Source organism: Pseudoalteromonas sp. J2K-J599 (genome assembly GCF_059295115.2).
The window spans coordinates 1,429,425-1,453,773 of the sequence record NZ_CM200271.1; the positions used below are offsets into that span (position 1 = coordinate 1,429,425).

Below are 24,349 nucleotides of genomic sequence, written 5' to 3' on the forward strand. Positions count from 1 at the left end.
ATAGCAGGTATTTTATTACCTAGTTACAGAGCTGTTGGGCGTTTATAGTTATTTCGCACTGATGAATAACTCCTGCTCCCCAATGCTGTATATCTGATTGAGCAGTACAGCCTGCATCTTCAATTAAAGCCGTATTGGCATCACATAAAAGTAGCACTGCGTTATCATCTTGTACGTTTACAATAAGCGTGTATTCCCCAAAAGGTGCAAGTTTGCTTAAATCGTTATTAACAGCGGCTTTTAATAACTCATCAGTTGTTGAATAGGATGTTTCACTAAATTTTAGTGTGCCATCAACGGCTGTAGCAATATCTTTTAATTGTGAGGCTAAGTCGGCCATCACTTCTGGATTGTTTTTTTTAGGAGTGTAGCAACCGCTAAGTAATACTATGAGGCTTATATAAAGTAAGTGTTTCATTTTATTGGCTCCATACCGTCATCGTGTTGTGTTCATCGTAGCCTGTATCTAGGTTCCAATTTTTAATTGCACTGTAATCAGTATCTAAAAATACGGCATTGGCAATAATGGTTATGTAGTGCTGAATGTTACTAACGGCAAAGTCAAAAATATCGTTGTAATGCATAGGCTCGTGCGGCGTTTTTAGATGTTCAATAAAAGTGGGGTCTACTTCGTTTGGGCGAGGATAAAACAAGCCTAAATTAGCAGCAACATGGCGTGCACAGGCAAATAATCGATAGCTTTCTTCAACATTATTTACTACAAGCTGAAAACCGTTATGCCATGAATTAAAGTTAGGAGCGTGTTGTGCTGCGTAGCTTGGGTGAACCGTTAATAAAGCATGTCGCCAAATTTTTGCAATATCGGTATCAAAATTATCGTCTTTGTTAGTACAAGATCCAATATTTTGTTGCACGCGGTCAGCATAACCTAACTCACCTAAGTTTAAACGTTGCCAAATAAACGCGTCTTGATTCATTTCGCAGGTACGGTGCGCCGTTTGGTTTTGCGCGTAAGGGCCTACTTTTAATTCAACAACCGGATGCACTGTTATATCTGCAGCAACATGGGCCATATAACCGCATAACCAGGAAAAACACTTTTCAAATGCTTCACCTTCAAGTGTTTTACAGTATTCAATCATTGCTTTAAGTAAATCGCCTGTGTGCTCATAGTGCATTAGGTCGGCCCACGCATTTTGGCTAGGCTGCGCTACAGCTAAGTAAGGATAATCGGGGGCTACACAGCCTAGTTCAAGGTATGCTTGGCGTTGGCTTAAAATAAGCTTTGCTTTTTTAGGCATATCCATTTTAGCGAGTGACTTGGTTTGCGTTGCAATATTAACAGCAGTGATGTGCGCAAAAGCACCTGGCATTGTCATACCCTTATGATTTATTAATAAGGGTACAGATTAACATTGAGAGGGGGTTAAATAAAGCCAACTAAATGCAAGTATAGCGGGGTAAACACCTATTAAATTAGCTGCTCAACTAATTGGCCATTCTCGTATAATTTAGCATGTTGACGCTTATGTTCTTCAAATAGGTAAGCTCTTAGTTGCTCTTGACCGCTATGAATTTGCGTTATTTTAGCGGCTATACCTTGCGTGCTTTGCCTTACGGGTTCTATTTCCATCGAAATACTTTGTTTGTTAGGTAAAATAAATTCCATGTGCTGTGATTTATTTAAATGGTTACCTTTTCTGAGGGGTTTTAAAAACATCCCCGTGTTTGATATTGATTCAATTTTAAACCCTTGGCTTTTAATATTTAGCTCACTCCAGCGCCAACTGCGCAGTGTGCCTTGTGTGTCTATTACTTCGGGGGCGGTTAAAATCGGTTTGATTATACCGGCGCTATCAATTTTCAAGTCCAACGGAAACCATAACTGATAGTGTGCAACCTCTGCGAGCAGGGTTAAATTAGCGCTACTAAGTAAGTGAGCAATATTGGCTGGTACTGAACTTTGTAATGTTAAAACGTGACTGTTGTGAGCATGTGACTTTGTATTGGGCTTAAATAACTCAGCAAAAAAATTTATCTCTTCATTAGAAAAGTCCATATTTCATCCCAGTTACATAAAATAATTCACCACCGTAATTTAAACAATGAAATTGGTCAATAAATGCTCCGTTTAAATTTGTTTAGATAATATTTACAAAGACAGAGGGGCAAACTAAACAATGTATTTAAATGCAGTGCTTAACCCGAACGTTTTTCAGAGACTTGAATTATTTAACATTTATAAAAATATATTTAGGCGCAAGTGGCTAGCTGTTAAACTACAGCACATTAGTTTTATTATTTATATTAGAGTTTACATTATGATATGTGCATTTTTACGTGATCAACAGCCGAAGTTACTGGGTATGGTAGTGGCATTGTTCGGTGCCGGTTTTTCAATAAATGCAGTAGCTCAAGAGCAAAGCCAAACTTTAATTTTAGTGGGGTCAGAGCTTACTACCTGTACTAGCGCCAAGCTTAATAATTGCCAAAAAGAGGCTGTTATTGATGGTAAGTCACATAATTTATATACACTTAGCAGCTCTCAAATAAAAAACATCGCGCAGCATTGGCCTAATAATAATGTTGAGGCAAAAACGGCTGTATTAAAAACACTTAAAATCATACAAAGTAAATCGTCAAATAGCGTATCAAAAACAGATTTACTCTGGCAGTGGCGCGATAAAAATAATCAGCAATTAGAAAGTCTAACTCAGCAAGAGTACAACTTTGTATTTGATATGCTAGAAGTACCGCTACTTAATAAAAACGGTGAGCGTTTAAAAGAGCAAGTAAATACCGATTTTAATAATGAGGTTGCGACTAATAATATTTTACAATTTGTGTCGGGCAGTTTAAAAGTTAATAACGCAAAACCAACTATGCTTGCTATTACGGCTTCGAGCCGCGACCCTTATGAGTCGGCAGATGTAGCGCAAAGTCTTTTGGCACAATCAAATATAAACACTCAATGGTTAGCACTAACGCCAGCGCTTGCTAAAGCGATTACGAGTAACTCGTGCGATGAATTACCAGCGCTTAGAAATACATTAATGAATGTGTATAACCGTGAAGTGATTTATCCCGATCGCACAAAGGCCGAATACGCTTTATGTAAAAATGGCACTAATGCACTTGTATCACTTATTAAAAATAGTACCGGTGTGATGTTTAATAGCGGTAATGCAGCATTAACTCATAAGGTATTATTTGATCAAAACAATAACCCATACCCGTGGACGCAAGCATTGCAAACTCGCCCAGTAATTGTAGGTGAAGGAGCCGGTGCTGCAATCCAAAGTAAAGTGACGGGCATGCTTACAAATACGACAAGCCTTGAGGCACTTCGTAAAAGTGAAAATAACACTAATGCTGGTGGGCTGGGCAGTTTTAACTTTGGTGTACTAGATACTCAATTTAGCGAACAAAACCGTACATTTAGGCTTGCAGCAGCGCTAAATAAAAACGAAGTGAAAAATACTAAAACAGAGATTCAACATGGATTTGGTATTGATGAAAATACAGCCTTAGTTGTTATTAAATCGCCAGAAGGTAGCTTAATAACCGTAATAGGCAAAAGTGGTGTAGTGCATTTGGCTAACCAAGGTAAAGCCCAACCTGGGAGTAAGAGCTATAGCTATTCGTACTGGCCTACAAGCAGTGTAATTGAAATTACCAATAATACGTTTACATTAAGCGCACGCACAATAGATGAAGCGTTACCCGCTATAAAAATACCTCCACTTCCAGTGCAGCGTTTTGGCTCAATTTTAACAAATTCAAAACTGCGTTCACTTACTCAAGCGATGTGCCTAAGCCAAGAGCAAAGTGCGGTAGCCCAACAAGACGAGTTTATAATTAGCCTTACAGCAACGAGTGACACACAGTATCATCGCGTAAATGCAAAAGAGTTTGGTTGTGCGCTAAGCAATTTAGAGTTAGCTATAAAGTCGATTTAGTGACTAACCTGAGCCAAGGGTTTAAGTTTTTGGCTCTTCTATATAAAATAGCCACCATAATGATTTAAAAGCCTTACTAAAAGAGTGTTAAAATGAATAAAGAAAATGATGTAATTTCTAGTCTAGCCGAATTAGAAAGCTTTTTATTAAATGTAGAAAACGGCGGTCTTGGCCTTAAGGGTGTTTCGGGCGTTGGTATGGCAACAAACAATAGTGATGGTAGTCGTTTTGTAGCCGTGTTTGACGATAATCAAAAATTACTTTTAGCGCGCGGTATTACAGAAGATGTATTCCAAACAGGGCAAGACATGGTACGTAATGGTGTAGGGCGCAAGCACTAGTACTTTAATAAAAAAGCGCTTAGAGCGCTTTTTTATTTTAATTTCAATAAATTGAAATTAAATGGCTTTATATAGATCCCATAAAGGCCACTTCAAGGTAATAATATTTAAATACAACCCCCTCAAAAACCACAAAACTAGCCAGCTAAACTCAGTTTTATTAAGTGCGCTTAGATAAATAAGATAGTGCCACGGATAAATTGTAGAATCAAAACAGATGGATTTTGGCTATATTTTGAAGATAAATTTAACTTATTGATATAGAAGGAGTTTATACCAATTCGCTTAATTAAGTGATCTATTTTTAGGATGGAAAAACGTGTTGATAGCTAGGCAAAAAATTCGCTATTTAGTTGTTCTAAATGAGAATTTTTTAACACAGGTAGCGACACGTTTAGCCCCGCAAAATGATTAAGTATTATTGCGGATTGGTATTAATGGTCGGTATGGAGAGATTCGAACTCTCGACCCCTGCCACCCCATGACAGTGCGCTACCAAGCTGCGCTACATACCGACGTTGTTTGCAATAGTACGTGTATTTTTTTAAAAATCAATAAGCGATTGTTTGTTTGGGTGTTTATTACGCAAGAGGCCTAAAAAGGCGCCCTTGCGGTGTATTAATTAGCTAGTCTTTATTTAGCCACTTTTTGATCGAGTCATACACCTCATCTCGTATTAATGGCTGAGCTTTTTTGTTAGGGTGTAAACTATCGTTTTGCATTAGCTCAGGTTGGCTGGCAATATCGAGCATAAAAAAGTTCATTAAATGCGCATTTGTTTCTTCGCTAACGCGCGAAAAAGTGTCAGTAAACATTTTACTGTAACGCGGGCCGTAATTAGGGGGAATGTAAATCTCCATTAAGGCGGTCATCGCATTAGCTGCTTGGCTTTTTTGAATAAGAGACGTTAAGTTAGTTTGCATTTTTTTGACTGGAAAACCACGTAAACCGTCATTAGCACCTAGCTCAATAAGTACATGAGTGGGTTCGTATTGCTCAAGCAATGCATCTAAACGGCGTAGGGCTCCACCAGATGTTTCGCCACTAATACTGGCGTTGATAAGTTCAATGTCGGCGTGTTCGTCATCGTATTTATCTTGTAACAATTTTACCCAGCCTTCTTCTTGTTGAAGTCCGTAGGCTGCGCTTAAACTGTCACCGAGTATTAAAATCGTGTTTTCGGCTGCTGCGCTCAGCGGTTTGATAACTAAAAATAAAATGAATACTAAACGAAGGATTGAATGAGTCATATGTCAGCGCTTTCTCAATTAAATATAATTCAGGTTAATGGTTTGTCTAAAATAGTTTCTACCTTTGAAGGTGAGCTGCCCATCCTCAGCGACATCAGCTTTAATGTCAAGCATGGCGAGTCTGTTGCTATTGTTGGCACGTCGGGCTCTGGTAAATCAACGTTACTCAGTTTATTAGCAGGGCTGGATACCGCCAGCAGCGGTGAAATATTTTTAGATGGTGAACCATTACACAATTTAGATGAAGAAGAGCGTGCTGCACTGCGCGCCGCTAAAATTGGATTTGTGTTTCAATCGTTTATGTTAGTACAAAGCTTAACTGCACTAGAAAACGTTATGCTGCCAGCAGAGCTTGCTGGCGAAAGTGATGCGAAAGAGCAAGCAATTGCTTTGCTTGAAAAAGTAGGCTTGAGCCATCGAACTGATCATTATCCGTCGCAACTCTCTGGCGGTGAACAGCAACGTGTTGCTATTGCGCGAGCATTTATTGGTACACCTAAAATACTATTTGCTGATGAGCCTTCGGCTAATTTAGACAGCAAAAACGGTAAAATGATTGAATCCTTATTATTTGATTTAAACACGCAACACGGCACCACGCTTATTTTGGTAACTCACGATGAAGGGCTTGCACAAAAATGTGAGCACATTATTCAAATAGAAGCGGGTTTACTGGTAAAAAGCCAAGTAGAGGGCGTTGCTAATGTGGGTTAAGTTAGCGCTTAAATTATTTTCACGAGAATTTCGCCGTGGTGAGCTCACGGTTATAAGCGCAGCTATCGCTCTTGCTGTGTTAACCGTGCTTACATTGTCTATGGTTACTGAGCGAATAGGGCAAAGTATTGCGCAAAAAAGCAGTGCTTTTATTGCAGCAGACCGTGTACTTGCAAGCGACCATGTTCTGGACACCGCTTTTATTACTCAAGCACAGAGCCAAAATTTAAAAACGGCGCAAATGGTGTATTTCGACACTATGTTGTTTGCCGATGATGAAATGCAGTTTAGCTCAGTAAAAGCGGCATCTAATGCGTACCCGCTAAAAGGGCAGTTAAAAGTTAAAGACACCCTAACCGGTGAAACTAAGGTTGCTAATAGCGGGCCAACGCCGGGTAATGTGTGGCTAAGTGAATCGGTATTTTACAGTTTAAATATTGATATAGGCGCGCAAGTAGAGCTTGGCGCGGCATTATTTAATGTTTCAAAAGTTATTGTAGAAGAGCCAGACGCGCCATTTAATGTATTTTCAAGTAGCCGTCGTGTGCTTATTAATATTGACGATGTTGCAAAAACTGAAGTTGTGCAGCCGGGTAGTCGTGTTTATTACCGCCAACTTTATGCAGGTAGTGAGGCCGACATAAATAGCTTTTACGAGTGGCTTAAACCACAAATGAAAGAAAACCAACAATGGTATGGCGTTAAAGACCGCCAATCACCCATTTCAAACAGCTTAAACCGCGCTGAGAGCTTTTTATTACTTGCTGGTTTACTGGGCATTATTTTAGCCGCAGTGGCTATAGCTGTTTCAGCAAAACGTTATTGTGAACGCCAATACGACCCAGTAGCGATGATGAAAACGCTAGGCGGTAGCCGTTCAATGATCCGCAAAATATACATGCTCCATTTATTGCTTGTATGTGCAATGGCGGTAAGTATTGGGCTGTTAATTGGTTATGGCTTGCAAGAAATAGCAACAAGTTACTTATCAAAAAGTATGGGCACAGAGCTGCCTTTAGGTGGCTTTAAACCTTGGCTGGTAGCTATAAGCACTGGCGTAATTTGTGCCGTTATGTTTTCTATTAAACCATTATTTGATTTATTTGATATTCCACCGCTTAGAGTACTGCGCCGTAACTTAGGTGACAAGTTGGCAGTGAGCCGTGTGCATTTAGGTATGAGTGCGCTAACTGTGTTTTTATTAATGTGGTTATTTAGTAACAACATAAAAATAACGCTTATTTTGTTTATATCAACACTTGCGCTAATTGGTGTGCTGTTTTTAGTATCTAAATTAATATTTGGTGGTGGTCGAAAGCTAGGATTAAAGCCAGGTAACAGCTGGTCGCTTGCAATTGCATCTATCCAAAAGCGTGCAAATGTGAACGCGGTACAGTTAATTAGTTTTTCGTTAGCAATTAAATTACTGCTGTTTTTAGTGGTACTTAAAAACGACATGATATCTGATTGGCAGTCGCAACTTCCAAGCGACGCGCCTAATGCGTTTTTAGTTAATATTACGCAAAATGAGCTTGAGCCAATTAATGAATATTTAGCTCAAAAAGATATTCAGGTATCAGAGTTTTATCCCACTATTCGTGGGCGCGTAAATGCGGTAAACGGCGAGTTGGTAGCACGTTCTGTATCGCTGCAAGACAACGAGAAAAAAGACGAAGAAGCACGTGCAGGTATTGGTCGTGAGCTAAACCTTACATGGCTTAAAGATGTGCCTGACCAAAATGAAGTAACACAAGGCACGTGGTTTGGTGAAAATGCGATGGCTGAGGCTTCAGTAGAGGAGTCGATGCTTGAGCGATTAGATGTTGAGATAGGCGATACGCTTACATTTTTAATTGGTTCGCAGTCGTTCGACGCTAAAATCACCAGTGTGCGCAAAGTAAATTGGGCCACGCTTAAACCTAACTTTTTTATTATTTTAAGCCCTGATGTACTTGCAGATTTTCCGGCGACGTATATTTCGTCGGTACGTATAAATCCAGATCAAAAACGTGACTTTAGCCAGTTATTACGTACTTACCCTACTATTACAGCCATTGATATTGATAACTTTGTTAAGCAAATACAAACTACTATTTCGCAAGTATCGCTCGCCATTGGCTTCGTACTTGCAATTGTTGTGCTGTGTGGCGCGCTTGTACTTATATCGCAAGTGCAAGCTAGTTTAGGTGAGCGTATGCAAGAAATTGTCATACTCAGAACGCTTGGCGCTAAAAGCCGATTAATTAAAAACGCGACCCTGTATGAGTTTTTATTACTAGGCGGTTTAGCTGGTTTAGTGGCTGCATTTTTTAGTGATATAGCGCTTTTGATTGTGCAGCAACAAATGTTTGATTTAGCAGGTAAGTTACACCCACATATATGGATTATAGGTCCGGTAGCTGGCGGCGTATTTGTGGCAGGCTTAGGTTATTTAATGATTGCCCGAACACTTAAACAAAACACCCAAGGATTAGTGCGTGCCCTAGGGTAAGCTTAAACTAACATGCTCTGTAAATGCCCACCTAGTACGTGGGCATTTTTGTTTTTCTTTGTACTGGTAATTTATACAGTGCTCTGGCATTATTAACGTAATTTAAAAATAATAACAATGGAGCGCTGTTTGGCCATCATTTTAGGGATCGATCCTGGTTCACGTTTGACCGGATATGGTGTTGTTGCCCATCAAGGTTCTAAATTTACATACTTAGGCAGTGGCTGTATTAAGTTAGCCGATCATCCTTTTCCGGTTAGGCTTAAAATGATCTACCAAGGCATTACACAGCTTATTGAGCAGTTTTCGCCAGAAACCTTTGCCATTGAAAAAGTATTTATGGCGCACAACCCCGATTCAGCTTTAAAACTAGGCCAAGCTAGAGGCGCTGCGATTGTTGGCGCTGCAATGGCTGACTTACCCGTATTTGAATACTCAGCTAGGCAAATTAAGCAAGCAGTAGTAGGCAACGGTGGCGCAGATAAAACACAAGTGCAACACATGGTAAAAAATATTTTAAAACTACCCGGTACGCCACAGGCCGATGCAGCTGATGCACTCGCTATTGCGATTTGCCACGCCCACTCAGAACAAAATTTAATTAAACTAGCGGGCAGCGCAAGCAAAACCGTTAGAGGACGTTTAAGGAAATAATTATGATAGGCCGCTTAAATGGTATTTTAGTCGAAAAACAGCCACCAGAAATATTACTCGAAGTAAGTGGTGTAGGTTACGAAGTACAAATGCCGATGACCTGTTTTTACGATTTACCAAAAATTGGTGAAAATGCGATTGTTTACACTCACTTTGTAGTGCGTGAAGATGCTCAACTATTATTTGGTTTTAATAATAAAGTTGAACGTGCCTTGTTTAGAGAGCTATTAAAAGCAAATGGCGTAGGGCCAAAACTTGGCTTAGCTATTTTATCGGGCATGTCGGCAAAACAATTTGTAAGTTGTGTAAATAACGAAGACTCAACATCGCTTGTTAAATTACCCGGTGTAGGTAAAAAAACAGCCGAGCGTTTAGTACTCGAAATGAAAGACAGACTAAAAGATTGGGGCAATGATTTATTTACGCCATTTAGTGACAGCGCAGTAATAGAGCCAATGAGCGATGCGACAATTGCTAATAATGCAGCGGATGATGCCGTATCGGCACTGCTTGCATTAGGTTATAAATTGCCACAAGCTCAAAAAGCAGTAAAATCGATAAGTAAACCCGATATGTCTACTGAGGTTCTTATTAGAGAATCTTTAAAATCTATGTTGTGAGTAACCCATGATTGAAGCGGATCGCTTAATTGATGCGACTGAAAAAACAAATGAAGACTCTATAGATCGTGCAATAAGACCAAAACTTTTAGCCGACTACAGAGGCCAGCCTCATGTTAAGCAGCAAATGGAAATTTTTATTGAAGCTGCCCGAACCCGTGGTGAAGCGCTTGATCATTTATTAATATTTGGACCACCTGGGCTTGGTAAAACCACGCTTGCAAATATTGTAGCCAATGAGTTACACGTAAGTATTAAAACAACATCAGGCCCTGTACTTGAAAAAGCAGGCGATTTAGCTGCTCTACTTACTAATTTAGAAGAGGGCGATGTACTGTTTATCGATGAAATACACAGGCTAAGCCCGCAAGTTGAAGAAATACTGTATCCCGCAATGGAAGACTACCAGCTTGATATAATGATTGGTGAAGGCCCAGCTGCGCGTTCTATTAAATTAGACTTACCTGCATTTACACTCATTGGTGCAACCACACGAGCAGGCTCGCTTACATCGCCACTGCGTGACCGTTTTGGAATTGTGCAGCGATTAGAGTTTTATTCTGTAGAAGATTTATCGCACATAGTAGGGCGCTCTGCACATTATCTTGGTTTAGAAATGTGTGACGATGGCGCTACCGAAATTGCCCAGCGCTCGCGCGGCACACCACGTATTGCAAACCGCTTATTGCGCCGTGTACGCGATTACACTCAAGTAAAATCTGACGGCACAGTAAACGCCGATGTAGCTAAGCAAGCCCTTGATATGATTGACGTAGATAAAAGTGGTTTTGATTATATGGACCGCAAATATTTACTCGCCATAATTGAAAAATTTATGGGCGGCCCAGTAGGGCTTGACAATGTAGCGGCTGCTATTGGTGAAGAGCGCGAAACAATAGAAGATGTAATAGAGCCATTTTTAATCCAGCAAGGATTTATTCAGCGTACTCCACGCGGGCGCATAGTGTCTGACAGTGCATACCATCACTTTGGTTTACTTCCTAAAAAAGACTAGCCTATATACTTTACTTGCTGTGGTTTATAGCGCAGCAGGTAATTGTTTCAGTATCCCTTTGTTTCAAATTATTATACTCAAAACCTCAACACTCTGTTGCAAATGTTATTTCAAAATACAAATACGCTTTATAGTTAACTGTTAATTCACAGGGCGTTAAGACTCGCGAAGCTATTCTGCGTACCATTCAAACTAGTAAGCGAATTACTTATTGTAAATTAGGTAGGGCAATTATTAGTTTATAAATAAAATATGTAGCGCACTAAATTGCAGGCAAAAAAAAGCCCGCAAAAAATGCGGGCAAACAACAAGTTGAAGGAAGTAATCCAGGGGAACTACGTTTTACTAAATTTGGTTTTATCCAGAAAGAGTAAAACAATGTAATACGATAAAATATCCTATTACTAAGAACTTGGCTTAATGAAACTATCTCATTCAGTGCGCTAGCTCGGTATGGGAGAATAATACGTAAGTTTACTTTTTTGTTCAAACTAGAAAATTTGTATTTTCAGATTAGAAAAACTAATTTAGTGAATTTTATTGTTGTTTGAATCTTGTGCGTTAATTAATCGTTAAATTTATAAGTTTATGAAATTTATAACTTAAGTAATTTATTTCGTTATAGCTCGGTATTAGTTTTACTATTACGTGCAGGTGAGGCTTATAGGTTTTGAGTGTTTATGCTCTTATTTTGAATAAACGGCGCATTTTATGACGTTTCATGTATATATTTACGCATATTTATAGTTAGCGAGTTTGTTTAAAAGTTTAAATAAAATACTGAGGCAAAGGGAAATGCCAGCTAAAGCTGTTTTTTTAACGTTTTTTGTTGCCTATTCATAGCAATACCGTTGTCAGCTTGAAATGGACTAGATACACTAGATGCAACTTTTGGCCGTGTAAGCGGTCATATTTACACAAATTAACCAATTTGCCGTATTTTGAAATTATTTAGGAGTTTAACGTGGGATCAGGGCTTAATTTTTTAGATCTAATTTTAGAAGCAAGTTTGCTTGTTCAATTAGTAATGTTAGGGCTAGTTGCCATGTCTGTAATGTCGTGGACAATTATATTTCAACGTAAAAAAGCAATATCGGATGCGCTAATAAATGCTAAGAAATTTGAGCAAAAGTTTTGGTCGGGTATTGATTTAAGCAAATTATATAACGAGATATCGTCACGCAGCGGTCAGTCTCAAGGCATTGAAGCTTTGTTTACTTCGGGCTTTAAAGAGTTTGCTCGTCATAAAAAGAATACATTTCAAAGTGCGAGTATTGTTATGGAAGGAACGCACCGCTCTATGCGTGTTGCGCTTTCTCGTGAAATTGAAAAAATGGAATCTAGTCTATCGTTTTTAGCAACAGTAGGTTCTATTAGTCCGTACATCGGTTTGTTTGGTACAGTGTGGGGCATAATGAATGCCTTTATTGCACTAGGTGAAGTTAAGCAAGCTACATTACAAATGGTAGCACCAGGTATTGCAGAGGCACTTATTGCCACTGCTATGGGTTTATTTGCGGCGATCCCTGCTGTTATTGCTTATAACCGTTTTTCAAACAGTGTTGAAAAGCTTGAGTCTCACTATATTAACTTTATGGAAGAGTTTGCTAATATTTTACACCGTCAAGCAGCTACACAAATAGAGGCACAAGCGAATGTATCAGCGTAAAAAGCGCCGTCCGGTCGCAGAGATTAATGTAGTACCTTACATTGATGTAATGTTGGTACTACTTATAATATTTATGGCTACAGCACCGCTTATTACGCATGGTGTAAAAGTTGATTTACCTAAAATGGAAGAGTCTGATTTAGTTGATACTAAAGATACTCCGCCTATTATTGCCTCAATAGATGCACAAGGTAAATATTACGTGAGTGTAGGTACAGACCCTGAAGAGCCTATGGAAGCACTTGATGTAGCTGCGGTTATAAAATTACAGCTAATAAAAAACCCTGACGTGCCGGTAATGATTAAAGGCTCGGGTAAGGTGTCGTATCAAGAAGTATTATTACTAATGGATTTTTTGAAAAATGCAGGCGTACCATCAGTAGGATTAATGACTGAATCCTTTGAGGGGAAGTAGCTGTATGAATAGTTCAGTAGTAAAATCAATAGTACTTCATTTAGGGATTGGTGGATTTTTGTATGCTTCTGCAAATATTCATCCGCCAACACCTAAAGTAATGGAAGTAACGCTTAATTCGGCTATACCTACGCCAGATAAAGCGGTATCAGCCGTTACAGTTGATCAAAAACAAGTTGAGCAAAAAATTGCTGAGCTTCAAAAGAAAGAAAAAGATAAAAAAAGTGCTGAAGATAAACGTATCCGTGATTTAGAACGCAGAGCGGCCAATGCACGCAAGCAACGCGAATCAGAAGCACGTAATATTAAAAAGCTAGAGCAAGAGCGTAAAGCTAAAGAGAAAGAAAAAGCGCAAGCCGAGGCAGAAGCTAAAAAAGCACGTGCCATTGAGCAAAAAGAGCGTGCTAAAGCTAAGCAAGCCGAAAAGCAAAAGCAAGAAGCTGAAAACGCAGCAAAAGCTGCAGCTGACAAACGCAAAGCTGAAGAAGAAGCGCTTAAAAAAGCAGAAGCTGAGCGCAAAAAGCGTGAAGAGGAAGCAAAAGAGCGTGCTGCTGAGGCCGAACGTAAACGCCAGCAAGCAATGCAAGAGCAAATGTTACAAGAGCAACTTGCCAAAGAGCAGGCTGCCCGTAGTAAAATACGTCAGCAACAAGTGGTGAGCGAAGTTGATAAGTACCGTGCATTAATTATGGCGCGTATTCAGCAAAACTTACTGATTGATGAAAAAATGAAAAACCAACAGTGCCGAGTTAATATTCGTTTGGGCTTTAATGGTTTAGTAACGCAAGTTAAATCATTAGGTGGCGACAAGTTAGTATGTGAAGCTGCATTAAGAGCAGTGCGCATGGCTGACACATTACCGGTATCTAAAGATAAAGACGTATTCGAAAAACTTAAGAATATTAATTTAACAATCAAGCCAGAATTTTAAAGGAATGATATGTTCAACAAAATAAAAATAGCCTGTTTAGTTTTACTGTTTGGGTTTACGGGTGTTGCCAATGCAGCGCTTGAAATTGTAATAACAGAAGGTGTAGACGGTGCAAGGCCTATAGCCATTGTACCTTTTAAATACCAAGGTGTTGGTCCAATCCCTGAAAAGCTAAGTGGTGTTATTGCTGCCGATTTAATGCGCAGTGGTAAGTTTAAACCTGTTGATGTGGCGCAAATGCCGCAACAGCCAAGTAAAGATGGCGAAATTGATTATGCGTCTTGGGTTAATAAAGGTGTTGAAGCTGTTCTTGTTGGTGAGGTTGAACAACAAACTGATGGGCGTTATTTAGTCCGTTATGAATTAGTTGATGTGATTCGTGGCCAAATTACTGGTGGCAATACGCAAATGATGAGTAACGGTAAGTTAGTTAAAAGCCAAGATCATATTTTAGAAGCGCGTGAAAGTGTTATTGGCGAGAGTGGTTTTCGTCGTTATTCACACCGCATTAGTGATGTAATTTATGAAAAGCTAACGGGTGAAAAGGGCGCGTTTTTAACTAAAATTGCATATGTAATAGTACGTGATAACGAGCCTAAACCTTATCAGCTAGTCGTTGCTGATTACGATGGTTTTAACGAACAGGTATTACTTCGTTCAAAAGAACCATTAATGTCGCCAGCATGGTCACCGAATGGTACTAAACTAGCGTATGTAACGTTTGAAAACCGTCAAAGCCAAATTTACATTCAAGATATATACACAGGTAAGCGTGAAATAATAGCAAGCTACCGTGGTATTAATGGTGCACCGCAGTTTTCGCCAGATGGTAAAAAGCTATTATTAGTGCTTTCTAAGGATAAGACTGGTGCGACAGAAGTTTACATGCTTGACCTTGCTACACGTAAAGAAACACGCTTAACAAATCATCGTAGCATAGATACTGAGCCATCTTGGTACCCTAATGGCCAAGATATTGTGTTTACATCTGAAAGGGGTGGTAATGCTCAGATTTATAAGTTAAATTTAAAAACAGGTAGGTCACAACGACTCACCTTTGATGGTGATATGAACCTTGCTGGTTCTATAACACCAGATGGAAAAGAATTAGTGATGGTTAACCGTACCAACGGGCAGTACCATCTTGCTAAGAAAGAGCTGGCTACAGGTGCGTTTCAAGTATTAACGAGAACACGCCTAGATGAATCACCGAGCATAGCGCCAAATGGTTCGATGATTATATACAGCACGCTCCATAATAATAAACAGGTACTTGCGCTAGTATCGATGGACGGCCGCTTTAAAGCACGGTTACCTGTGCTAGACGGACAAGTAAAGGCACCAGCTTGGTCGCCATACTTACAGTAATATTACTGGTTTACTCAAAATAGGAATCTACTCAATGCAACTTAACAAAATACTTAAAGGCCTGCTAATTGCTGTGCCAGTAATGACATTAGCCGCTTGTAGCTCATCTTCTGATATTGATGAAGGTGCTGCAAACCAATCAAATCAAGGCGTTGTTGAGCAATCAACTAACACTGATACAGTTGAAGTAGCTACAATCTCTCCTGAGCAACAAGCAGAAGAGCAACTTCGTCAAAAGTACGAAGCACTTCGTCAAGAGCAAGTAATTTACTTTGACTTTGATAAAGCGACTGTTGAAGGTAAGTACGCTGATTTACTTCGTGCACATGCTGAGTTTTTAGTTCAAAACCCATCAGTTAAAGTACTAATTGAAGGCCACGCAGATGAGCGCGGTACTCCAGAGTACAACATTGCACTAGGTGAGCACCGTGGCCAAGCAGTTGAAAAATACCTATTAAGCTTAGGTGTTTCAGCTAGCCAAATGTCAGTGGTAAGCTACGGTGAAGAGAAGCCAATGGTTAAATCTCGCACTGAATCAGCTTTCGCTAAAAACCGCCGTGCGGTACTAGTTTACTAAGATAAGAGATATTATGAAGCCGAAAATTATTTTGGCAGCCATGATATTGAGCGGGAGCACCCAGTTAATGGCTGCTCCCGCTCCTGTTTCAGAAGCTGCAAGTTCACAATCAAGTATTGAGAAGCGATTAGCGTCGCTTGAGAATATGATGCAGTCGCGTAATTTTTTACAAGTAGAGTTACAGCAACAACTTAACTTGTTACAAGACGAAGTAAGTCAAATTCGCGGTGTAACTGAAGAGCAAAGCTACAAACTTGAAAAAGTACTGCAGCGTCAGCGTGAGTTGTATCAAGAGATTGAAAACCGCGTGAGCCAGGCTTATACACAGCCAACAGCAGCTCCAGTAGTCGATCAGGCGCAGCCAAACGATGCACAGAGCTACAGCAGTGACTTATCTGAAAATGAAGCGTACGAGCGTGCTGTTGCGTTAATAATGAAAGATAAACGTTATGATCAAGCGATTCCTGAATTTCAAACGTTTTTGACTACCTATCCAAACTCTGTATATGCGTCTAACGCGCATTATTGGTTAGGGCAGTTGCTTACTATTAAAAATGATGGCGTAAAAGCGGTGGAGCATTTTAAAGTGGTTGTTAACGAATTTCCAAATTCTAATAAACGCCCAGATGCAATGCTAAAGTTAGGCACACTTTTACAAGATCAAGGTTCAGCGGCGCAAGCACAAAAAATATTGAGCGATCTTATCAATCAATACCCAAGTACTACCGCTGCAAAACTAGCAACTGATCGTTTGGGAAACTAAAGTTCACCAGCGATTAAATTTCTAGTTTAGGCGAGCAAACTACATGGAAACTCTCGAAGAATCTTGGATTTGCATGTAGTTTGAGCACAAACGGTTTAATTTTGTGCATCTAGACATAAAAACTTAAAAAAAGAGACAATTTCGGTTGCACTCATTTTATAAATAAGTATTATAAGCGCCCGCAGCAAACGAATGGTTACCCCACTCGAAATGCGACAAAAAGAGCGGGTTATTAGCTCAGTTGGTAGAGCAGTTGACTTTTAATCAATTGGTCGATGGTTCAAATCCATCATAACCCACCATTATTTGAATGGTCTTTTATCGGCGGATTTACGTACAATACTAAGTTGTTATAAAACGCAACGTCAGAGCGGGTCATTAGCTCAGTTGGTAGAGCAGTTGACTTTTAATCAATTGGTCGATGGTTCAAATCCATCATGACCCACCATTCTTTATTCCTTGTGAATACGGTTTGGCATTAATCGGCGGATTTACGTAAGCTTTAACTTAGTAATAAGTTAGCAACTGGAATGGGTTATTAGCTCAGTTGGTAGAGCAGTTGACTTTTAATCAATTGGTCGATGGTTCAAATCCATCATAACCCACCATTCTTTATTCCTTGTGAATAATGATTGGTTCCAATCGGCGGATTTACGCAAAGTAGTAAGTTGCATTTAAACGCAACAATAGAGCGGGTCATTAGCTCAGTTGGTAGAGCAGTTGACTTTTAATCAATTGGTCGATGGTTCAAATCCATCATGACCCACCATTCTTTATTCCTTGTGAATACGGTTTGGAATTAATCGGCGGATTTACGTAAGCTTCATTCATAATTGAATAAGTGCATAGAGCGGGTTATTAGCTCAGTTGGTAGAGCAGTTGACTTTTAATCAATTGGTCGATGGTTCAAATCCATCATAACCCACCATTCTATGAAAAGTTATATAAGAGCGGGTCATTAGCTCAGTTGGTAGAGCAGTTGACTTTTAATCAATTGGTCGATGGTTCAAATCCATCATGACCCACCATTCTTTATTCCTTGAGAATAGGGTTTGGCATTAGTCGGCGGATATACGTAAGCTTCATTCTTAATTGAATAAGTGCATAGAGCGGGTTATTAGCTCAGTTGGTAGAGCAGTTGACTTTTAATCAATTGGTCGATGGTTCAAATCCATCATAACCCACCATTCTATGACAGTTTAATCGGCGGATTTACGCAGCTTTTTACAAAGCAGATTTATATTAGAGCGGGTCATTAGCTCAGTTGGTAGAGCAGTTGACTTTTAATCAATTGGTCGATGGTTCAAATCCATCATGACCCACCACTCTCTAATACTTTCCTTTATATTCTTTTTTAATTTCCCACTTTATTTTTTATAAACAGCCTTACTAGTTCGCTGTTATTTGCTTTCATATTCTCGTATAATTCGCCCTAATTAATGCACTGTAGATAAGTGGTCGAGAACATGAGTCTAGCTCAAACTATTATGCCTGAAGGTTATATTTTTCCCCCTAAGCCAGCACCGTTAACACAAGACGAGCAAGGCGAATATAAAGCGCGTATAAAACAATTACTAAAAGATAAAAATGCAGTACTTGTTGCCCATTATTATACCGATCCTGAAATTCAAGCACTTGCTGAAGAAACCGGCGGCTGCGTTGCCGACTCGCTAGAAATGGCGCGTTTTGGCGCACGTCACGATGCAGATATGATTATTGTTGCGGGCGTAAAATTTATGGGCGAAACAGCCAAAATTTTAACGCCAAATAAAACGGTTGTTATGCCAACGCTTGAAGCAACATGTTCGTTAGATATTGGCTGCCCGATAGACGAGTTCTCTGCGTTTTGCGATCAGCACCCTGATCGTAAAGTAGTTGTATATGCAAACACCTCTACGGCTGTTAAAGCACGTGCAGATTGGATTGTAACTTCATCCTGTGCACTTGAAATAGTAGAGCACCTCGATGAGCAAGGCGAAAAAATCATTTGGGGCCCAGATAAGCACCTTGGTAGTTATATTCAAAAAAATACCGGTGCTGATATGCTTATGTGGAATGGCGCATGTATTGTACATGACGAGTTTAAAACAAAAGCACTCAAAGACATGAAAGCGCTACACCCAGATGCAGGCGTTTTAGTTCATCCTGAGTCACCAGCAGAAATAGTTGCTCTTGCCGATTCGGTTGGATCTACGAGCCAATTGATCAAAGCAGCGCAAACAATGGACAACAAAAAGTTTATTGTAGCAACTGATCGCGGCATCTTTTATAAAATGCAGCAACTATGTCCAGATAAAGAGTTTTTTGCGGCTCCTACTGCAGGTGAGGGCGCTTCATGTAAAAGTTGCGCACATTGCCCTTGGATGGCAATGAATGGCTTAAAAGCGATTGAAGAAGCCCTCATAAGTCCTAAAGGCAAAGAAGTATTCGTTGATATGGATTTACGCGAAGGCGCACTTAAGTCACTTAATCGCATGCTTGAATTTACCGCGAGTATGGCTAAGTAACCTAAACTCTGGTTAGAGAAAATAAATTTAAATATCATCATATTCAATACGTAGTAAATCTCTTAATCAGAGTTTAGGTTAAGTCATTTTAAAGTATAAATTAAAAACGGTTAAGTCTTAGATTTAGCCGTTTTTTTGTGCCTATAGGTAAGTGTTGCTTGATTAGTAAGCATTTAAAGGCCCAAATTTAAAAATGCCTTGCACCTTAAGGGTCTATTTCATACTATAGCGCGCTGTTGCATTACACAATTGCAGCACCGTGGAGGGATGGCTGAGTGGCTGAAGGCGCACGCCTGGAAAGTGTGTTTAGGTTTATCCCTAACGAGGGTTCGAATCCCTCTCCCTCCACCATTATTCTTAGAGCCCAGTTATTAATATCGAAAGGTAACAATAACTGGGTTTTTTAATGCCCTCAGAATGACTAATTATTTACTAAGCAAAGTGTCGATAACATGCCGACAAGTTCATGTTTTTCGATTGGTTTTGAAACGTAACCATCAAATAGCTGCCTGTATATTTCTTTTTGTTCTGTAAAAACATTAGCAGTTAATGCAATAACAATTTGTTCGCTATTAAGCGCCTTAATTTTTTTACATGCCTGAAGACCATCCATTTTTGGCATTTGAATGTCCATAAAAATAATGTCTGGTTTGTGTAACTCGTATAATGAAATCGCTTCTAAACCATTGTTGGCAATAATAATGGTGGCTTTAGTTGGTTCAAGCATCGCAGCTGCAACAAGCTGATTTATTTTATTATCTTCAGCTAATAAAATAATTTTTCCAGATAGGTCAGGAAGCTCAATATTTTTGGTTGTTAGTGTGCTGTCATCCACCTGCGCTTGTTTTAATGGTAAGTACACATAAAACTGACTCCCTGAACCTAACTGGCTTGTTACTTTAATTTCGCCATTCATAAGGCCTATTAATGATTTAGTGATGGGTAAGCCAAGGCCCGTACCACCATATTCACGCGTGGTTGATTGCTCAGCTTGTTCAAAGCGCTCAAACAATCGATCAATTGCTTGCTCAGAGATTCCAATTCCGGTGTCTGATATACAACAACATATTTTTTTTTCGTCGGTTAGCCTAAACGTTACTGTAACGCCACCTTGAGATGTAAACTTAATCGCGTTAGATATTAAGTTTAAAAATACCTGTCTGAGTCTAACTGGGTCGCCCACCCAATGCTTGTGCTCAATATCAATCACAAATTTAAGGTAAATGTTTTTATCTGTTGCTTGCACACCTAAGTCTGACTCTAAGTGATGAATAAGTTCAAAAAAGTCAAAAGGCTTATTCTCTAATGAGAGCTTGCCGGCCTCTATTTTAGAAAAATCAAGAATATCGTTAATAATGGTGGTGAGTGCTCGAGTTGAATATAGTGATTTTTTTAAATACTCTTTTGATTTTTCATTAAGCGGTTGTTCTTGTAATAGTTGTAATGTGCCAAGTATACCGTTCATTGGGGTTCGTATTTCGTGGCTCATATTTGCTAAAAATTCAGACTTTGCTTGCGATGCTTGCTCAGCAAGTTCTTTTGAGTGACCAAGGGCTTGCTCGTGGTCAATTTGTTCTGTTAAATCGTAAGCAATACCTAAGTAGCCAACGGTGTCTCCTTCGTTATTTAACAACGAAGTGACACTTAAATTAACTTGTATTTGCTCGCCTGTAGAAGAAATGTATGTCCATTGATTAATATCTGGCTCTGTTGCTGTTGCTTTTAAGATAAATACTTCAAAACCAGGGGTGACAGGTTTATTTAATTCAGCACTAAGTAGTTTAGCCTTTTTTATAATTTCTTCTTTTAAATGAAATATGCCAGGGTTTTTAATGCCAATAACATCTTGCGCTTTGTAGCCTAATAACTTTTCTGAGGCGGGATTAAATAGAGTGATTAAGCCGTTTGTGTCGGTCGCAATAATTGAATAACTAGCACTGTTTAAAATACTTTGTTGGAGCATGCTCATATCGGCTATTTCTTGCGTACGTTGTTTAACTTCGCTTTCTAGTTTTAAATTTGCTTGCTGCAATGCGAGTTTATTTTTTTTAGCCTGAAGTGTTTTTCTCTTAATTCTTTGGTTTCTTCTAAAAATAAACAATTGCATTAAAAAAACTATAAACATACAGCCAATAGTGGCGAAAGAGCCATTAACAATGGCTTGATACCGACTAGGGAGATGAAGGTTATAAATAAAGGCGTCTGAGGCATCAATGGTAATTTTCCACGTTCTACCCATTAATTTTATAATTTTAGTTAATTGATAATCGTTAGTTTTGCTTTTTATGCCATAACTAAAAAAATCAGTCTCAGTATTGTTATTGATATCACTTATCGTTAGTTGATTTTCATCAAGGTGTGAAAGTGAGTCTAAAATTTTATCAATTAACAACGGCGAATATGCCCAACCTAAAAGCTCATTAAGGCGCTGTTTTTTATTATCAGAAATAGTAATGGTTTTATATATTGGCACTAATATTAAAAAGCCTTGTTGTGAGAGTTTATTCGCTTGTACTAAAGTCAGTGGCGCCGTTAATTGGGTTGTATTATTTATGGCAGCATTTAGTGCTGCCTGTTTGCGCATGCTCTCAGATCCAATATCTAATCCAATTGCTTGTAAGTTTTTTTGCTCAGGAAAAATATATTGAATTATAAAATGCTCATCACTAGTCGCTACGAGTGTATTCAAATTAAATGTCTGATCGGGTCTATCGTTTTTTGCATCATTCAAAAATTTATTTAATTGCTCAACGCCAACTTTTTTTATATAGCCAATACCATTAGCTCCAGGGAATTCTTTAGCGTAGTTACGGCTCCCAGAGTAGTTAGTTATGGCTTGATAGTTTAAGTTATTTGCACCTATCCCATGTACAAAGCCCTTTAAACCAAATAGCCCATATTGATACAAATCGAGCCTACTGTTAATACCTGTAGAAAGCGATGATAGGCGGTTATCAAGCGCATTGTTTATTTTATTTTTTATGGCTTCTTGGTGTTTAATATGAGCAAAGTAGGTAAGTATAATGCCCGCAACTAATAAAATGACGTGAGGAAGCAGTGAGATTAATAACCCTTTATTAACCGGTCGTGCTTGAATCATTAATTAATCCTTTTTCATGAGTCGCAGTAAGTGTGTTTCTATTTTAATAACGTGATAAATATAGCACCTATTATTCAAGACACAACTTTGTTATTAATTGGAATGTATATATTTTATAGAGGTTTAGAGTAGGGGGAGTCTAAAAAGTTGATTTTAAGCCTCAAGATAAAACTAAAGTGCATATAAATATAATAATTTATAAATTCTGCATCACTTTATAGATACCAACAAAAGTAGTAGCAAAAGGTGCTGGTTTTTGTGCTTATTGATTTTTAGAAGAAATCAGCAGCTCATAACTTTACTTAGGTAAGTTTAAATCAAGTAAAATTAAATTAATATTATGATTTTTTTAAATAAAATTAGCGACTTAGATACGAGTGAGTAAGAGGTAATCTTTACCAGTTTTTACAATTCATCCGTAATAAAACAAACTCTTACTATTTTATAATATAAAAATTAAAACATTATAAATTTATATTGTTCTATATTTATTAGCATGAAAGAAAGGTAATTACTTGAAATGTAATTACCTTATGACATGTTTGCCGTGTAGGTCAAAAAGCATACACATCCCTATGTGCTGCACAGTAAAAACTTAAAAAACAAGGTAACGGAGATAACTATGGCTCACCGAGTATCTAAATTACTTGCGGCAACAGGCGCAGTATTAACATGCATTTCTATTCCTTCGTATGCTGCTGTTAATGGGCTGACAGAACAAGATGAATTTAATATAAAACTTAGATCAATTTATTTCGACCGTGACTACGATAACGACGCAAGTGACGATTCAACTTTTGCTCAAGGTATAGAGCTCAATTACACATCAGGTTATATAAATGATTTATTGAATGTGGGTGTATCGACTTACACCGTAATGAATATTAACTCTACAGGTTCAGCCGCAGGTAATATTTTACCAGCAGGTAATGAGAGTGGTGGAGTAGACGATAGCTTTTCTAAATTTGGTCAATATTTTTTAGATTTTAAATTGGGCAAAAACGGTCACGTTAAAGTAGGTGGGCAAAAAACCAAAAGCATGCTTTTAAAAAGCTCAGGCAGCCGTGCTATTCCTAATACTTTTAGAGGTGTTTTTGGCGACTATAAAATCGGCAACACTAAATTATATGGTTACGTATACGACAAATGGAGCCGTCGACATGATGAAAGATGGGAAGACTTTTCTACCGACCAATCGGCACCTGGCGCCATTAGCGTAATTTGGGGCGTAGGTGCTACGCATAAAAAAGACGACATAACATTAGAGGCTGAATATTTAAATTCGCACAATTATCTAAGTAAAATGGGATTAAAAATCAGTTACGACATTAAACTTGAGCAAAGTAAGTTAACCCTTTCAACTGGCATATTTACCTCACAAGATGATGGTGATTTATTTGTAACAGGCGCAGAGGGCGGCGATTTAGATGATGAAGATGCAACTGGCGCATTAACAGGTTTAACTAAAAGTGAAAACGATGGATTTGCCTATTACTTAGATGCTGATTGGAAAAAAGATATTTGGAGTGCAGGTGTGGCATTTACTAAAGTAAGTGATGCTTGGATTGAAGATAACTTTAGTGGCGATCATGGTACAAACCCATTTCCAACTCGCTCATTGATTGGTGCCGATTTAACAAATCAAAACGAGGCAACGTGGCAGGCACGTTTTGGCATTGATTTAAAAGCAGTATCGCCAGGTTTAACAACAAAGTTTTACTACACAAGCGGTAGCGATGCGGAAAACTCTGCGCTGGGTAAGTTAGCTGGCACAGCTGATGAAAAATATTGGGCTGTAGATACGCGCTATAAAGTTGAGAAAATAAAAGGCTTAAGTTTGCGCTGGTTATTTGTAGATTATACAACCGAAAAATCAGGCAGCGTTGATGGTGTAAAAGGCGACAGAGCCGACCACCGAGTTTATGTAGATTACACTATTAAATTTTAAAATAACGTTTAATAAGCCAATGCAAATTTATACATTGGTTTTATTTCCTTTATTAATTACCACTAT

The 24,349-nt window shown here is 38.7% G+C and carries 20 protein-coding genes and 10 tRNA genes; 24 read left to right on the forward strand and 6 right to left on the reverse strand.

The annotated features are described in order from the left end of the window. Window positions 1-19: 19 nt before the first annotated feature. The 3 genes from AC5NT5_RS06505 to AC5NT5_RS06515 all read right to left on the reverse strand — a co-directional run bounded on the left by AC5NT5_RS06505 (window position 20) and on the right by AC5NT5_RS06515 (window position 2,020). On the reverse strand, window positions 20-418 hold the full coding sequence (locus tag AC5NT5_RS06505) for a hypothetical protein (RefSeq protein WP_002960664.1): 399 nt from the start codon (window positions 416-418) through the stop codon (window positions 20-22). A 1-nt stretch (window position 419) separates the two neighbouring features. Further along, complete coding sequence (locus AC5NT5_RS06510; RefSeq protein WP_182696233.1) at window positions 420-1,334, reverse strand: zinc dependent phospholipase C family protein; 915 nt, start codon at window positions 1,332-1,334, stop codon at window positions 420-422. 98 nt (window positions 1,335-1,432) lie between these two features. Next, the gene (locus tag AC5NT5_RS06515; protein ID WP_024596834.1) at window positions 1,433-2,020 is read right to left on the reverse strand and encodes a hypothetical protein; all 588 of its coding nucleotides are present in this window, start codon (window positions 2,018-2,020) and stop codon (window positions 1,433-1,435) included. Between the two features lie 262 nt (window positions 2,021-2,282). Here AC5NT5_RS06515 and AC5NT5_RS06520 point away from each other — a divergent pair, with 262 nt between their 5' ends. Then, window positions 2,283-3,920, forward strand: a complete 1,638-nt coding sequence (locus AC5NT5_RS06520) for a cyanophycinase (RefSeq protein ID WP_494514362.1) — start codon at window positions 2,283-2,285, stop codon at window positions 3,918-3,920. Window positions 3,921-4,012: 92 nt separating this feature from the next. After that, complete coding sequence (locus tag AC5NT5_RS06525) at window positions 4,013-4,261, forward strand: hypothetical protein (protein WP_024596835.1); 249 nt, start codon at window positions 4,013-4,015, stop codon at window positions 4,259-4,261. Between the two features lie 438 nt (window positions 4,262-4,699). Here AC5NT5_RS06525 and AC5NT5_RS06530 read toward each other — a convergent pair. Continuing rightward, window positions 4,700-4,776 (reverse strand) — tRNA-Pro (locus AC5NT5_RS06530). A gap of 111 nt (window positions 4,777-4,887) precedes the next feature. Continuing rightward, window positions 4,888-5,511 (reverse strand): arylesterase, encoded by a 624-nt coding sequence (locus tag AC5NT5_RS06535; RefSeq protein WP_494514363.1) that lies wholly within the window; start codon window positions 5,509-5,511, stop codon window positions 4,888-4,890. On the opposite strand from AC5NT5_RS06535, the gene AC5NT5_RS06540 reads away from it, so the two are divergent. The 21 genes from AC5NT5_RS06540 (at window position 5,512) to AC5NT5_RS06640 (ending at window position 19,586) form a co-directional block, all read left to right on the forward strand. Beyond that, complete coding sequence (locus tag AC5NT5_RS06540; protein WP_494514365.1) at window positions 5,512-6,225, forward strand: ABC transporter ATP-binding protein; 714 nt, start codon at window positions 5,512-5,514, stop codon at window positions 6,223-6,225. It abuts the gene before it with no gap. Continuing rightward, window positions 6,215-8,716, forward strand: coding sequence for an ABC transporter permease (locus AC5NT5_RS06545; RefSeq protein WP_002960651.1), 2,502 nt, complete (start codon window positions 6,215-6,217; stop codon window positions 8,714-8,716). The genes AC5NT5_RS06540 and AC5NT5_RS06545 overlap by 11 nt, the downstream gene beginning before the upstream one ends. Before the next feature lie 129 nt (window positions 8,717-8,845). Next, window positions 8,846-9,370: a crossover junction endodeoxyribonuclease RuvC gene (gene ruvC / locus AC5NT5_RS06550; RefSeq protein ID WP_002960649.1), complete on the forward strand. Its 525-nt coding sequence runs from the start codon at window positions 8,846-8,848 to the stop codon at window positions 9,368-9,370. A 2-nt stretch (window positions 9,371-9,372) separates the two neighbouring features. Beyond that, window positions 9,373-9,990, forward strand: coding sequence for a Holliday junction branch migration protein RuvA (gene ruvA / locus AC5NT5_RS06555; protein WP_002960647.1), 618 nt, complete (start codon window positions 9,373-9,375; stop codon window positions 9,988-9,990). 7 nt (window positions 9,991-9,997) lie between these two features. Beyond that, window positions 9,998-11,005: a Holliday junction branch migration DNA helicase RuvB gene (gene ruvB / locus AC5NT5_RS06560; RefSeq protein ID WP_002960645.1), complete on the forward strand. Its 1,008-nt coding sequence runs from the start codon at window positions 9,998-10,000 to the stop codon at window positions 11,003-11,005. Between the two features lie 964 nt (window positions 11,006-11,969). Beyond that, the gene (tolQ, locus tag AC5NT5_RS06565) at window positions 11,970-12,674 is read left to right on the forward strand and encodes a protein TolQ (RefSeq protein WP_002960643.1); all 705 of its coding nucleotides are present in this window, start codon (window positions 11,970-11,972) and stop codon (window positions 12,672-12,674) included. Beyond that, window positions 12,661-13,089 (forward strand): protein TolR, encoded by a 429-nt coding sequence (gene tolR, locus AC5NT5_RS06570; RefSeq protein WP_494514364.1) that lies wholly within the window; start codon window positions 12,661-12,663, stop codon window positions 13,087-13,089. The genes tolQ and tolR overlap by 14 nt, the downstream gene beginning before the upstream one ends. 4 nt (window positions 13,090-13,093) lie before the next feature. Continuing rightward, window positions 13,094-14,020, forward strand: a complete 927-nt coding sequence (gene tolA, locus AC5NT5_RS06575) for a cell envelope integrity protein TolA (RefSeq protein WP_002960639.1) — start codon at window positions 13,094-13,096, stop codon at window positions 14,018-14,020. A 9-nt stretch (window positions 14,021-14,029) separates the two neighbouring features. After that, window positions 14,030-15,388 (forward strand): Tol-Pal system beta propeller repeat protein TolB, encoded by a 1,359-nt coding sequence (gene tolB / locus AC5NT5_RS06580; RefSeq protein WP_138488837.1) that lies wholly within the window; start codon window positions 14,030-14,032, stop codon window positions 15,386-15,388. Window positions 15,389-15,422: 34 nt separating this feature from the next. After that, window positions 15,423-15,965 (forward strand): peptidoglycan-associated lipoprotein Pal, encoded by a 543-nt coding sequence (pal, locus tag AC5NT5_RS06585; RefSeq protein WP_002960636.1) that lies wholly within the window; start codon window positions 15,423-15,425, stop codon window positions 15,963-15,965. A 13-nt stretch (window positions 15,966-15,978) separates the two neighbouring features. Further along, window positions 15,979-16,728, forward strand: coding sequence for a tol-pal system protein YbgF (ybgF, locus tag AC5NT5_RS06590; RefSeq protein ID WP_033021320.1), 750 nt, complete (start codon window positions 15,979-15,981; stop codon window positions 16,726-16,728). Between the two features lie 226 nt (window positions 16,729-16,954). Then, a tRNA-Lys gene (locus AC5NT5_RS06595) sits at window positions 16,955-17,030 on the forward strand. Window positions 17,031-17,100: 70 nt separating this feature from the next. Further along, a tRNA-Lys gene (locus AC5NT5_RS06600) sits at window positions 17,101-17,176 on the forward strand. 84 nt (window positions 17,177-17,260) lie between these two features. After that, window positions 17,261-17,336, forward strand: a tRNA-Lys gene (locus tag AC5NT5_RS06605). 85 nt (window positions 17,337-17,421) lie between these two features. After that, a tRNA-Lys gene (locus tag AC5NT5_RS06610) sits at window positions 17,422-17,497 on the forward strand. Window positions 17,498-17,580: 83 nt separating this feature from the next. Beyond that, window positions 17,581-17,656, forward strand: a tRNA-Lys gene (locus AC5NT5_RS06615). Between the two features lie 24 nt (window positions 17,657-17,680). Beyond that, a tRNA-Lys gene (locus tag AC5NT5_RS06620) sits at window positions 17,681-17,756 on the forward strand. Between the two features lie 83 nt (window positions 17,757-17,839). After that, window positions 17,840-17,915, forward strand: a tRNA-Lys gene (locus AC5NT5_RS06625). Between the two features lie 62 nt (window positions 17,916-17,977). Continuing rightward, window positions 17,978-18,053 (forward strand) — tRNA-Lys (locus AC5NT5_RS06630). A 141-nt stretch (window positions 18,054-18,194) separates the two neighbouring features. Next, window positions 18,195-19,235: a quinolinate synthase NadA gene (gene nadA, locus AC5NT5_RS06635; protein WP_002962419.1), complete on the forward strand. Its 1,041-nt coding sequence runs from the start codon at window positions 18,195-18,197 to the stop codon at window positions 19,233-19,235. Between the two features lie 261 nt (window positions 19,236-19,496). After that, a tRNA-Ser gene (locus tag AC5NT5_RS06640) sits at window positions 19,497-19,586 on the forward strand. Window positions 19,587-19,656: 70 nt separating this feature from the next. Here AC5NT5_RS06640 and AC5NT5_RS06645 read toward each other — a convergent pair. Then, a complete protein-coding gene (locus AC5NT5_RS06645; protein WP_494513218.1) occupies window positions 19,657-22,335 on the reverse strand; it encodes a CHASE domain-containing protein in 2,679 nt (892 codons plus the stop codon). A 622-nt stretch (window positions 22,336-22,957) separates the two neighbouring features. Between AC5NT5_RS06645 and AC5NT5_RS06650 the strand changes: the two genes are divergently transcribed. Continuing rightward, entirely contained in the window at window positions 22,958-24,283 is a 1,326-nt protein-coding gene (locus AC5NT5_RS06650) for an OprD family outer membrane porin (RefSeq protein WP_494513217.1), read from the forward strand. The last annotated feature ends 66 nt before the right edge of the window (window positions 24,284-24,349 follow it).